Genomic DNA, 13255 nt, shown 5'->3' on the forward strand with positions numbered 1-13255 from the left:
TCCGATCCTGCGATTGGATTTGGTTAATACATCAATTTTTATATCATTCTACGCATATTTTACCATGCCCAACACTCAATCTGTACCCACCATTGCCAATCTTGAGTCAACTCGCCACTACTTTTAAGGATCCCTTACCAAAAAAAAAGAAAGCAAAAGACAGCCAAAGACACCTTGGACCGGTGCTTCAGCTGCCTGATATTCGATAGGTTCATTCTGCTTCGTCAACTAATGCCACTTGGCTACGGCATCATTTCAACATTGCTAATCATTGCTGCAATTGTGCAAGGATTTGCGGATCCTTGATCTTCTTGTCTTCAGCCAATAACATCACTTTCGATAAAATCTCAGCCGTTCTCGGATCTTCATCAAGGAATGGCAAGAAGATCCTACCTCGATGCTGACTGTGCACAGGTACGATATGAAGCGCGCCTGTCGCCTGTTTGAACACATTGCCGCTACCAAGATGAACGGCATACTCGCCCAGTTCACCATTAATTCGTGCGTAATTTCCATCGAGCCGTACGTTATCGACCTTCAACAGACGCAGTGACTCATTCACAATCACATGACGCATCTCAATCGTGGTCAAGCTGGCTTCCGGATCTACTCCGCCAACATGCGCAACGCTAACCACCAAATCAATGTCACGCATGACTTCCGAGAAGAAGACTGGCGGTACATCTTTTAACGCGACAGGTTTATAAGTTTTCCGATCATAGAACTGCAACGTCTCCAGGGTAGGCGCTTCTGTATCTGCGGGTGAGAACCAGTCTGCCATAGCATAGAGATTGGCAATCAGATTATGCTCATAGCTTACCTTTTGCAGTCCTTCCTCATAGCTGACGGTCCATTGACGTCCTTTAAGCAGAGCAACTGCTTTTTTCGGCTGAATCTGATAACCTGCATACCGACGGGATACCGTTCCATTAGCCAGCTCATCCTCATTTGGAAGATAGAGTTCACGGAATACCTGCTTGAATGGCTGACGTTCCTGACGGTTGAACAGATCCCGTTGGAATTCACTCCAGCTTCCACTCTGGAACAGATGCAATGGATGCGCAATCAGTAGGCGATCATGTGCCGCCAAGGTTTGTATCGTGCTTGTCGAATCATCCGAAGCTGGAGTAACCAACCCACCGGACGTTACATCGAATCTTCCAAGCTTGTCATCTGCTTGGAACACAAGCGTGCGAACCAGTGGACGAAGAACCGGATTCTGCAGCAGGCTTGAAACTTCCTCACTCGTAAAGGATGTTCCTGCCGTCATGGAACGCTCCAATTCCTGTCTTGCCCGGCGATACTGATCAACCAGATCTGTTTTTAATTCCTTCAATTCGGTGATGTATCCATCTTTCTTGAACCGAGCAGGTACAGATTTGAGTGTTTTCCCTTTGCTTACGATGAGCAGTTCCGGCTGGCCTTCTTCATCAATGACCAATTGGGCTGTAGTAGCCTCATCCAGTTCATGCGGCTCAAAATAGGATCTCATCTCATCCAGCTTGCGAGCTTCCATATCCCACATCAGCCGGGTAACATCGGCATATCCTGCATTACGGGCAAGGTTACCCAGCGCTATCTGGGATACCAGACCTTCACTGGCACGGCGCTGTGCACCAAACTGTTTGCTCTGCATCAGAAACTTCTGAATGAAGTCGTACCGCTCACGCAGGTCCTGTTCCCGTTCTTCTGCAAATGGAATCAGGCTGTAGGTCAACAAATGATCTTTATTACGCTTATCTTCCACGGACTGACGCATATCTTCAAGCTTCAGCTTCCCAAGTGCCGCATCCGCGAACAACTGTGATCTGCGATGATTGGCTCCCCCGGAGATATATTTGGCACAATCGTACAACAGACTGAACCGTTCCTCACCGACGGCTTCATATGCCTCCTCGAACCAGGCGATATCAAATGCACCTTCGTTAAAGTCCTGAGGTGAAATTGGAGAATAATGCGCCACAATGGTTTCCTTTTCAGCAGTGAACCGTTCATTGATATGAGCATGGAAGTACCAGGCTGCACTGCGCAGTCCTTCCCATCCGAGATGCTTCGCAACAATCTCCATCCATTGCGGTGCGTACATTGCGGCTTCCAGGAGCTTCTTCTCCTGGATGGGATGCTTCGCCAGCAATTGTCCCAACAGTACTTCGTCCTCTCCATCACGTGGATGGCAAACCTGGATCAGATGGCTGAACGTTTCTTTACGTGTCGTATTGTCACCGTAGCTGTAGATATATCCACGGACAAAGGTATCCTGATCCATGGCTGCAACAAGATGCACCCAATGCTCCATACCTTCAATGCGTTCAAGCTTCATGGCCAGCGTACTTACTTCTGTTGAGAGCTCTCCTCGGGTTAACTCAATCTCCAAAATCCGTTCAACAACTGTTCTTCGCAGTTCTGCCAATACCGGTTTCTCCGTAATCCAGTCGGACCGGCTTGATGTCAATTCCCGAATAAACTGGGCACGAGAATCTCCCACAAGCAGCTGCTTGTAGACTTCCTGTGCATCAATGAAGTCCAATTCATAAGCACGCAGGTAATCGTCCAGAGTGAGGAAGGAGCCTCGGTTACTTTCCTTATTTAATCGGTCGAATTGGCTTATCGTCTGGAAGTATCGCATGAAACTCTCATCGTCATATACACGATCCCGGACAATATAGAACCATGGACCAGACAAGAGAGCAAGTATGCCCGATTCCTTTTCCATTTGTTCCTCAGGCATCATTTTCATCAGCGCATACAATGTCCGCTCAGCGATTTCAAATGTATCTGACTTATCACTGTCCTCATAAACGGCCTCAATCAGCGTTTTCACCTGATCTGTGTAACGAAGCTCACTGACCATCTTTTTCATGTCCTGGATATACTGAACCGGATAGACCTCTTCGGCAAATTCCTTGCGCCATCCTTCCAGCAGCCAGTGTTTCTCCAATTCACTATATTCATATATGTTGGAATAGTAACGGTAATAACTATCCAGCTTCTTGTTCAGATCCTCCAAACGAATCACAAACAAAATTTGCAGCAGTTCTTTACTATCCAGACCACTCTTCTGAACATATTCTCCCCATATGTTATGGAGAGGGAACTGCTCCAATAATGCTATATCCTGCCGCTGATCATAAGGAATGAAGACCATGGCACGCAATGTCGCACCTACAAGCAAGGTTTCTTTGTAACCGGCATAATATTCTGCCTCATATTCATGGTCTCTGTGCTCATGTAACAACGCATCCAAACCATCAAGAAACTGCTTCGCTTTTTCCAGGGAAAGGGTAAACATGTCCTTCGGCTTGAAGCTGCCGAGATCACGTTCTTCCTGAAGCAATGGATTTTTCCATGAAGGATCATACAAACCGAATCCATTAGCCGCCGTATACCTGCTGCTCTGCTCTGTAAGCTTGTCCAGCAGCTTCTGCTCCTTGGCTGTTGGTGTCTTGATTAACGCTATGATTGGCTGCATCTGCTCCTGCTGCTCCATGCGTTGTGAATCTGCGGAGATCTCGGTCAACAGTTCCAGCGCACCCAATCGTTGCAATTCAGTTTTGGATTGTACAAGTCGTTTCAGGGATACCATCAGCTGATCGGTTGGCTGAAGCAGTAACACCTGAATGGTCTTCTGACGCAAAGATCCCGTTTTCAGTTTGAGTAACGCCTCCATTTGCAGCATCTCTTCGAGCGTAAGCGTCAGCAGCTTGGCTTTGAGCAGAGCATTCTCACGATTGTTCATGCTCTTATCCGACAGACTATCAAAAATAAACTGTCTTTGTACTTCGTTCTCGGGATGATGGACAAATTGGGACAACAATTCTCCTCGCAAATCCGGGCTTAGTTTGTCCTTGAGTGCAATGACCTCGCCAATCCATTCCGGGTCCATGTCATATGCAGCAAGGTACAGCATTTTTTTCACTACATCATCCGGATCGATCCGATATTGAACAAATTCAAGAACACCGGATGGTCCACCTGTCCCTCCCTGTGGAATGTAGGCCAGCATTTGTTTAAACAGATCAAAGTCACGACGACGCACGGCTTTATCTCCAAAAACAGGCAGGGGCCAGACGTGAACACTACGTTGATTCTCCCCATTTTCAAAGCTCCAGTTAAACATGTACATGGCATCATAATTCTCAATCACCCAATGCAGCAACTCCAGATCCTGTACTTCAAGATACTGACGTGCCATGTTTAAGCGCAGCCCTCTGTTCTGACTGTTAGCAAGTACGTATTGTGCAACAATCTGCTGATATACTTGCCCGTGATCCATGATCTGGGTGACTTTTCGTTCCAATTCATTCTCTTCGATGACTGCGGTTGCCCAAAGACTAATGAATAATTGGTTTGCATTGGCACTTTGCTGCCATTCCTCTCGCACCGCAGAATCAGTCAATGCTTGATGTGCTTGAGTAATTAATTGTGCAGCAACACGCTGATTCGCCGCTTCAATTCCAATACCTGTCCATACGGCGAGCGCTCTCACCACTGAACTGAACCGAATCAGGTTGTTGTCGATGATTATTTTTAATATGTATATATACGCCTCAAGCGTTCCTTCATCCATCCGTTCTACAATGCTCTGGCGCAACCCCTCCTGCAGTCTGGCTGCTACCAGCAATTCCCCAACCATTTGATAAGCATCCACCTGATTGCTCATGAAGATACCCTTGATCATTTCATTGGTCAGCAATGCATTCTGATTGTCGCCATAAATAATATCATGCAGCGCCTGCTTCATATCCCCGGTTTCATGATCCAGTTCAAAGGCAATGCAATCCGGTATAACGGCTCTAACCTCATGAAGATAATCAAACTTGTACTCCCGAATGGATACATATTCGTTCAGAGAAAAGTCATGCATCTCCATACGGAACAAGGCAATCATTTTACGAAGAACCTGTCCTATATGCTGTTCGGGATCGATCGTACGAAATGGTCTGCGCTCATAATGTTTGCTATAAGGAAAATTCACGGCACGTTCTGCAATGTAACGGAATCGAGCCAGGAAGGATCCACTGACCAGTTGCTCCAGCACATCCAGCAATGGACGGAACAATGGAGTTTTCGTCTCAGCGGACATACCTTGCAATTGCTGCACTGCATCCAAATAGGCCTTTTCGTCTTCGCGCAAATAGGTGAATCCAGCCATCTCTGCAACATAGCCTGCGAGTTCCTGCTCCACACCCTTCAGCGATTTCACTTTTTCCTGCAACTCTTGTTGATACTGTTGAACTTTATCTTCCTGATTCATTCCATTCTCCTCCTCGTCACTCTCTACCACATACGTCCGGCAAGCATTGTAAAGCGGATAAACACCACATTATCGTCTTCCTGTATAATCAACGGCTCATCCAATGCCTGCAACTCTTCATCATTGAGAAATACCTTAAATAACCCATCTTCATATGCGGTTACAGCTGTATCCATGGCGCCTTCTACATCGGGAACCCCTTCGTTATATATTGTGCCAAAGCCTACTTTTCCTGCTGCTCCCTGCTCTTGAATGTCTTCGGGCATCAGGTAGGCAAGCCATTCCGCTTCACTCTTCTTGTCCTGAAGAGCCTTGAGCTGCTCAGCCACCATGTTCTTAATAAGCTTTCTCAGCGTATCGGTTGTTTCCGGAAGTTCGGCAGCTTGTTTGGCAAGTGCCGGCTTGCGTTTGCCCAGACTTTTCACCGTAATCCATACGTTCACTGCTTAACCTCCTATGTATAGCTTTATGTTAGAAGAAGCCTCTATCAGCCCTTATATCTATACCACCATGGAAAATGGACCAAACTTAAGCTTCGGCCTATTTCGTTATCCATTCAAATATACGTACATATGTGCCCCTATTGAATATTCTAACGAATATCCCGACCATATTCATGGGCCATTTCTCATGTTTACATGCAACTAGCGAACTAATGACCTTTATTGCACTTTCGTAGCCGGAACAGTCTTCGCACTGCAAATAAAAAGAGAACAGTGCGCCTTCGGGCAGTCACTGCTCTCTGTAAGTTTACGATAGATATTTCTGCAAAATAATGACCGCATTATGACCACCGAAGCCAAATGAGTTAGACATGCCAATCTTCAGGTCAGCTTCTCTTGCAACATTGGGGACATAATCGAGATCACATTCCGGATCGCTCTGCTCTTGATTGATTGTCGGTGGAATGATGCCGCTACGCAAGCTTTGAATGAGCGATATAGCTTCCGCACCACCAGCCGCCCCCAGCATATGTCCGGTCATCGATTTGTTTGCCGTTACCGGAATATGATAGGATTCCGCACCAAACAGCTGCTTAATTGCTCGTGTCTCGGAAAGATCACCCGCTTCCGTACTGGTAGCATGAGCATTAATGACATCAATGTCTTTCGGCTGAAGCTGTGCATCCGCCAGAGCGGCTTTCATGGCCAAGTATGCACCACGTCCTTCCGGATGGGTTGCTACCATATGATACGCGTCTGAACTGGCACCATAACCTACGATCTCTGCAAGGATGTTTGCACCTCTCGCAAGGGCGTGGGACAAAGACTCTACAACCAAGACCCCGGCACCCTCAGCCATGACAAAACCATCTCTGCCTGCATCAAATGGTCGACTCGCTCCTTCGTACGCTTCGTTTCGTGTAGATAGCGCCGTCGCATTGCCGAAGCTTGCCAGTGATACTTCGGTAACAGCTGCCTCCGTCCCTCCAGCAAAAATCACATCTGCTCCTCCGTGACGGATCAGCCGGAAAGCCTCACCTATGGCGGTGTTGCCGATCGAACAGGCTGTCACTGGCGAGAGAGTAGGTCCCCAACAGCCAAATCTCATGCTCACCATAGCCGCCGCCATATTGGATATCATCATGGGCACCAGTGTTGGACTGACTCTTGAAGGCCCACGTTCAGACAGGAGTTTGCCTTGTTCCATCAGGGTCTGGATTCCGCCGATGCCGGAACCGATATACACGCCAACGCGCTCCCTGTCCACATGCTCCATCTCGAGACCGGAGTCAGATAAAGCCTGATCTGCTGCCGCAACAGCAAATTGCACGAACCGGTCCATACGCCGTGCTTCCTTCCGTCCAAACCGTTCTTCTCCGTCAAAATCACGGACCACCCCTGCTATCTTCGTTTTATAGGACGTTGTATCAAACGCTTCAATTGGCGAAACTCCTGATTTGCCTTCCACCAATCCATTCCAAAATGTATGCACATCATTCCCCAAAGGAGAGATAATCCCCATTCCTGTAATAACAACACGCTCCATAATGCATCCTCCTTTAGTGCTCTTTCCATACTTGTTTAGTTAAGTTATGCACTTATATTGCCATTCGTATTATCCTATTACAAGTTGTCAATTATAATAGTATAATGACTACCATGATAAACTCAGGAACGAAGGTGATGGAATGAACCATGATGTCAGGCTGCAGGCACTGTCCGCTTTTCTGAAAAACCAGCGCTCCAAAATCTCGCCAGAATCTGTCGGATTACCCGCGGGCTCCCGGAGAAGAACGCCTGGATTAAGAAGAGAAGAAGTATCCCAATTGGCAGGTGTGAGCACCACATGGTACACCTGGCTTGAACAGGGCCGGGATATTCAGGTATCTCATTCCGTATTGGATAACATCGCCTCAGCTCTCAGGCTGACAGCGGATGAACGGAAGTATTTGTTTTCCCTTGGTCTGGACTACCATTCGGAACTTCATATCCTGGATGAGAAGCCACTCCAAATACATCCCTCTTTGCAAAAAATATTGCAGGAACTTCGCAATTGTCCCACAATCATCTCAGACCGACGCTGCCACATTGTGGGCTGGAATGACGCAGCGCGGCATGTGTTTATGGACTTTGAACAGATTCCGGCTGAACAGCGGAACATGATCAGCTTGTTGTTTGAACGAAAAGAATTTCGAAGACTGGCCGTCAATTGGGAGGATTTTGTCAGCGGATTTCTGGCTATTTTCCGTGCTTATTATGGTCAATATGTCGATGATGAATGGTACAACTTGTTTTTGGATGACATGATGGACAGATATCCCGATTTTCAACCCCTTTGGAAACAAAGCAGTGTTAGCAGCGCCCCGGACGTGTTGATTGAATTTAGACATTCCAAAGCTGGCAAAATGCTTTTTGATCTTACTTCACTTCTGGTTCAGGGAAATGCCGATTTGCGGTGCAGTATCTACACACCTGCAACGGACACTGCTACCGAGCGTAAATTGATCCGCCTCATGGAGCCAAAGGTAGAACCTGACTCTGACAAAAGCTGATGCTGCTCTTCTCCTTTACTCCGTAATACAAGTTAACAAAAAAAGACCCAGGCAATGAGGCCTGGGTCTTCATGTTTGTCCTGAATCCTATCTGTACAATCATTTCAGTTGCAGATTAACGGATGTTATTTAAAAGCCGGGATTGCAATATCTGCATACTTCTCTTCAAAGAAGGCTTTCACTTCTGGACCAGCCATACGCTTCGCCAGCTTCTGAATAGCTTCCGAATCCTTGTTATCTTCCCGGGCAACCAAGGTAATGGCAAAATGGGAATCATCCTTCTCAGTGAACAGCGCATCCTTCTTCGGTGTAAGTCCAAGCGGACTCGCATAGGCTGGCGTCATGGCAACCAGATCCGCATCATCCAACATACGGGCGAGCATCAACAGATCCACTTCTTTGAACTTGAAATTCTTCGTGTTTTCCGTGATGTCTGCTTGCGTCGCATTAAAACCGACGCCTTCTTTCAGCTTGATCAGGCCGTTCTGTTCCATCATCACCAGCGAGCGTCCAATGTTGGACGGATCGTTGGCAATCGCTACCGTTGCACCTTCAGGCAATTCTTCAATGGATTTATACTTCTTGGAATATGCTCCGTAGATGGCATTGTAGATCGGTTGAACAGCCACCAAGTTAGCGTTATTTGCTTCATTGTACTGATTCATGTAAGGTACGTGCTGGAAGAAGTTTGCGTCTACTTCTTTGTTCGCCAGTGCAGTATTCGGTTGAACGTTATCGGAAAGTACAACAACTTCCAGATTAACGCCATCTTCTTTCAGCAATGGTTTCACAATATCCAGCACATCCGTCATTGGCGGAATCAAAGTAGCTACTTTCAACGTCACTTCTTGTCCGGCTTGAGTGCTTTCCTTATTTCCTTCTGCCGCAGGTGTTTCTTCTTTTTTGCCGCATCCGGCTGCTACCAGCGTCACTGCCAGCAGCATGAGCATTAGTTTTGCTTTCATCTGATATAAACCCCTTCATCATGTAATCTGTATTGTTCATGCTGTAATTCAATCTTTCTGCAATGCTTGTCCTTCTTCAGGATCTGCGATCGAGCCAGCGGGACAGTCTGCTGCCAGTAAATTGGATCATCTGTACCAGGATAATCATAATGATAATCGTAAATACCATAATCTCCGTCTCGAATCGCTGATAACCGTAACGAATCGCAAAGTCCCCAACACCGCCACCACCGACAATACCCATGACCGTAGAGTAAGAGATAAAGCTAATGGTTGCCGTAGTTAAGCCGAGTACAAGACTTGAGCGAGCCTCCACATACAGGAATTTCACCACAAGCTGTATGGTCGATGCACCCATAGAAGAAGCAGCTTCAACCACCCCTTTCGGGACATCAAGCAATGCCTGTTCTACCAGTCTGGCGTAATAAGCAATGGCGATGACCGAGAGCGGCACGGTTGCCGCGAGCGTCCCGATGGATGTTCCAACGAGCAGACGTGTGAACGGAATCATAAATACCACTAGCAGCAGAAACGGGAAGGAACGAATGATGTTGACGAGACTTCCCAGAATCGTGAACAGAGGTCGATTCTGATAACGTTGCCCTTTTCTGAACAGATACAGCAGTGTACCCAGAGGCAACCCGATTAACACGGCTGCCGTGATGGAGATCCCCACCATGACAAACGTCTCTCCGATGGCCTGCCAAATTTCATGCTGATACTTCACAACGGACTCAGGTATCATCGTTTTGGTCCTCCTGACCGCCATGAAGAGATGTATTTCGTCCACTCATGGATACATCTTCGCCCATCAACAAGGATGTTAGAAGATCAGGCTTCGGTGCCGGTATGCTGCGTACTTCCGCTTCCGACAGCGTTTTGATGATCCTTCCCTCTTTCATCACCGATATCCGGTTGCAGAGCTTTCGGGCAACCTCCATCTCATGTGTAACGAGTACAATAGTTACCCCCAGCGTTTCATTGACATGACGCAACACATCCAGAATTCCACTCGTGGTCTGCGGATCAAGCGAAGATGTTGGTTCATCACAGAGCAGCACATCCGGGCGGCTGGCTAGTGCTCTGGCAATGGCAACACGTTGCTTTTGCCCTCCACTTAACTGTGCAGGATACTGGTTGGCCTTATCTTCAAGTCCGACAAATCTCAACACTTCAAGTCCCCGTGCAACCCGCTCGGTACGGGATACGCCAGCGAGTTCCAGAGGCATGCAGACATTGCCACTTACGGTCCGATTGCTGACCAGATTGAAGTGCTGAAAAATCATGCCAATGGACCTCCGTGCCTGACGCAGACTATTCTCACTCATCCTGGTCAGATGCTGCCCATTCACAATGACTTCGCCGTCATCCGGCTTCTCCAATCCATTGAGCATGCGCAGAAGTGTGGATTTCCCTGCACCACTAGAGCCGATAATGCCGTGGATCTCTCCCTGGCCTACTTCCAGGGAAACCGAGCTTAACGCTTCGAATCCCTGATCTTCACGGGACCCACGCTCGTTATAACGCTTGCTTACCCCGTATAATGAAATCATGGGAGATTCCTCCTGCGATTAATCGTACATGGTCCTTCAAGAACACATGAAGAAAGCCCGCACAGCCGATAACCGGAGCGCGAGCAATCCTGTTTATTTATAATAAATCATCATCCCACATGAAACAAGCTTTAACGTGAGATATCTGTGTGCAAATCATTTGCATCATATATACTAAACCGTCCGTTGGACGACCCAATATAGACTTCATTTCCAAATCGATTCATGGTTCCATTCTTCGCATCCCGATCCCGGTGCTCCGGTGTGCCCATCACAACATCATGCACACGGCCAATCAAGGTACCGTTATTTTTATCCATAACCAGTAGATCCTCTCCCATCGGCAGCAAAAGCTGATCTTCAATCACCACGTAACTCCCCTGATTGGTAGGGTATCGAAGTGACGAAATCGTGTTTTGTGTATTCCAACGTGTCTCTCCTGTATCATATGCAAGGGCTGCCGGATAACCGTTTTTGACTACATATAATTGATCGTCCTCCACAAATCCTCGTTCGATCTTGCCCTTTTGCGTCCAACGTTTTGTGCCGCTCTTGGCATCGTACAGAGTGGTTGTGAAATCTGCGCAATCGCCGTATATATCCCCTTTCTTGTTTTCACGAATGAGCAGCTTGCCGTCGCTCAGCACCTCAAATTGCTGTCCATTCCGAGCAGGGAATTGTGCAAGCTTCTTGCCAGTATTCAGATCAAGCAACGCCCACTGATCTCTCAACAACATCCAGCGTTCTGGCTGAGTTGACGCAAAGGGATCAAGACGGTATATTCCATCAAAGTATGAATTGTTCTCAGGATGATCCACAGTCGGTTTACCAACCTTAATGCTCCATACGGTTCGGCCAGACAGAGGGTCCGCTGCGACCAGTTGGTTTTTCTCCCAATACATCACACAAGGGTCATCTGAACCTTTGTTTAACAGTTGATATCCTGTACTAAGTTTTCTTGTCCATAATGTTTTTCCATTTGCACTGTCCAACACCGTTAACCAGCTATTACTTGAGCCTTCGACAACTGGACTACTCACAACAACTACATTCTTTGCGGCAGTGATGCCGTTCAATCTGAATTTTTGCTTGGGAGCATACTCCCATACGACATCACCGCTCTTCAATTGGAGGTGGCGTATACGATCTACGTATTCTTTCTTGTCAGGGTCATAATCTGTATACATTGTAACGTATTGGCGTCCTGCATCTACTTCTACCTGCTGTCTCCCATACCCCGCATTGATCTCCCATAATTTCTTACCGGAATGTCGGTCAAGAGCATACATTGAACTCTCATAATGAAAACCACTAAATCCACCGTCATCCCCTTTCATCAGGAGCACATCATCTGTCGCTGCTTTCAAAAAGGTATAGTTGATATCGCCTTGATTTGTCCATATTGGTTTCCAAGGTAGCGTTATCGGCAATGACTTGCCTGTGATTTTGGTTGTGAATTCATATTCATCCGAACGACTGAAGCTCCAATCCGTCACCACATGGTTCCGATCATCTTGCGGTATATTCCAGCGTGTTCTAGCAAGTTTGCCGTTCTTATTGAATGTCACCAAAAATTGCGCGTCTGCTCGCTCATATCGCCAAGTCTGTCCAATACTCATCGTATAACCGGTGTCATTCAAATTGGCCGAATTCTCTTTCCAATCCGGTTCGCCGAGCCATTGTTTGACTTGTTTGGAGGTTGTTTTTTTGTTCAACGTGATATCCGTCAAATGACGTACAGCCAAAGCGGACTGCGATGCATCCTGTTGAAACCAACCATCCGCTACAATGGCTTGCTGCTCTACAGCCTGTGCTTTAACCCACAGCAATGCAGGACGATAGGTGAATGATTCCTTATTCCAGACGCGCGGGGCAATAGAAACGCCATACCAATCCTTCGTCGCTGCAACAATCAAAGCCTGGTCTGTCAGCGTTGGACTTGGAGTCCAACTTGTCGTACTTCCAGGAGCCAGATACAGCTTACTTCCGGGACGAAGACTGAACGTCTGGGGAGTTACAGTCTTCAGGCTTCGGCTTTCCTTGGATGCATACCAGGCGGGAATCCAGAGTTCACCTCTGTTGTAATCCTGGAATTGGATCCATTCGCCGCGAACGGCTTGTACTTTGATTTTCTCGTTGCTGGAAGTGTAGTACTGTATTCCCATCAAATCAACGGGCATTTTGTTACCTATAACTTGGGTGTGTAGGGGTATACCTGCCTCCAAATTCAATGTATCACCCGGTTTATAGGTCGTTTTCGTTTGCGCAGATAAGGATTGAGTTGTCGAACCGGAGCCCTGTCCTGCCTGTATTTCCGTATTCGTATCCAGCAGCATGAATCCTGTAAACAGCACGGCCGATATTCCGCTTACAGTGATCCATAGGTACCCCGTCTTTTGCCACTTCGACCCTGTCTTCACACTCGTTCACCTCATCTATTTGAAGTTATTTCCATTAAAGACGTTTTGAACAAGGAAAAGTTACTGTT

The 13255-nt window shown here is 47.1% G+C and carries 8 protein-coding genes; 1 reads left to right on the forward strand and 7 read right to left on the reverse strand.

All coding sequences use genetic code 11. From position 1 onward, the window contains the following. Window positions 1-268: 268 nt before the first annotated feature. The 3 genes from MHB84_RS08595 to fabF all read right to left on the reverse strand — a co-directional run bounded on the left by MHB84_RS08595 (window position 269) and on the right by fabF (window position 7243). Window positions 269-5254 (reverse strand): DUF4132 domain-containing protein, encoded by a 4986-nt coding sequence (locus tag MHB84_RS08595; protein WP_076290415.1) that lies wholly within the window; start codon window positions 5252-5254, stop codon window positions 269-271. Window positions 5255-5277: 23 nt separating this feature from the next. After that, on the reverse strand, window positions 5278-5697 hold the full coding sequence (locus MHB84_RS08600) for a hypothetical protein (protein ID WP_076290416.1): 420 nt from the start codon (window positions 5695-5697) through the stop codon (window positions 5278-5280). Between the two features lie 307 nt (window positions 5698-6004). Continuing rightward, window positions 6005-7243: a beta-ketoacyl-ACP synthase II gene (fabF, locus tag MHB84_RS08605; RefSeq protein ID WP_076290417.1), complete on the reverse strand. Its 1239-nt coding sequence runs from the start codon at window positions 7241-7243 to the stop codon at window positions 6005-6007. A gap of 142 nt (window positions 7244-7385) precedes the next feature. Here fabF and MHB84_RS08610 point away from each other — a divergent pair, with 142 nt between their 5' ends. Further along, window positions 7386-8249 (forward strand): helix-turn-helix transcriptional regulator, encoded by an 864-nt coding sequence (locus tag MHB84_RS08610; RefSeq protein ID WP_076290418.1) that lies wholly within the window; start codon window positions 7386-7388, stop codon window positions 8247-8249. A gap of 125 nt (window positions 8250-8374) precedes the next feature. On the opposite strand, the gene MHB84_RS08615 is transcribed toward MHB84_RS08610, so the two are convergent. From MHB84_RS08615 to MHB84_RS08630, 4 genes are all read right to left on the reverse strand, one after another. After that, window positions 8375-9214: a MetQ/NlpA family ABC transporter substrate-binding protein gene (locus MHB84_RS08615; protein ID WP_076290419.1), complete on the reverse strand. Its 840-nt coding sequence runs from the start codon at window positions 9212-9214 to the stop codon at window positions 8375-8377. 76 nt (window positions 9215-9290) lie between these two features. After that, window positions 9291-9959, reverse strand: a complete 669-nt coding sequence (locus MHB84_RS08620; RefSeq protein ID WP_083678999.1) for a methionine ABC transporter permease — start codon at window positions 9957-9959, stop codon at window positions 9291-9293. After that, window positions 9949-10767: a methionine ABC transporter ATP-binding protein gene (locus MHB84_RS08625; RefSeq protein WP_076290420.1), complete on the reverse strand. Its 819-nt coding sequence runs from the start codon at window positions 10765-10767 to the stop codon at window positions 9949-9951. The genes MHB84_RS08620 and MHB84_RS08625 overlap by 11 nt, the downstream gene beginning before the upstream one ends. Before the next feature lie 131 nt (window positions 10768-10898). Beyond that, window positions 10899-13187, reverse strand: a complete 2289-nt coding sequence (locus MHB84_RS08630; protein WP_076290421.1) for an outer membrane protein assembly factor BamB family protein — start codon at window positions 13185-13187, stop codon at window positions 10899-10901. Between the last annotated feature and the right edge of the window lie 68 nt (window positions 13188-13255).

The sequence above is a fragment of the Paenibacillus sp. FSL F4-0087 genome (assembly GCF_038020215.1).
Classification (GTDB): domain Bacteria; phylum Bacillota; class Bacilli; order Paenibacillales; family Paenibacillaceae; genus Paenibacillus; species Paenibacillus taichungensis.

What these genes read in the sequence shown, in the direction of transcription:
- MHB84_RS08610 (WP_076290418.1), top strand. Translation starts at nt 7,386, where the DNA reads ATGAACCATGATGTCAGGCTGCAGGCACTGTCCGCTTTTCTGAAAAAC.
- MHB84_RS08615 (WP_076290419.1), bottom strand. Translation starts at nt 9,214, where the DNA reads ATGAAAGCAAAACTAATGCTCATGCTGCTGGCAGTGACGCTGGTAGCA.
- MHB84_RS08595 (WP_076290415.1), bottom strand. Translation starts at nt 5,254, where the DNA reads ATGAATCAGGAAGATAAAGTTCAACAGTATCAACAAGAGTTGCAGGAA.
- MHB84_RS08620 (WP_083678999.1), bottom strand. Translation starts at nt 9,959, where the DNA reads ATGATACCTGAGTCCGTTGTGAAGTATCAGCATGAAATTTGGCAGGCC.
- fabF (WP_076290417.1), bottom strand. Translation starts at nt 7,243, where the DNA reads ATGGAGCGTGTTGTTATTACAGGAATGGGGATTATCTCTCCTTTGGGG.
- MHB84_RS08625 (WP_076290420.1), bottom strand. Translation starts at nt 10,767, where the DNA reads ATGATTTCATTATACGGGGTAAGCAAGCGTTATAACGAGCGTGGGTCC.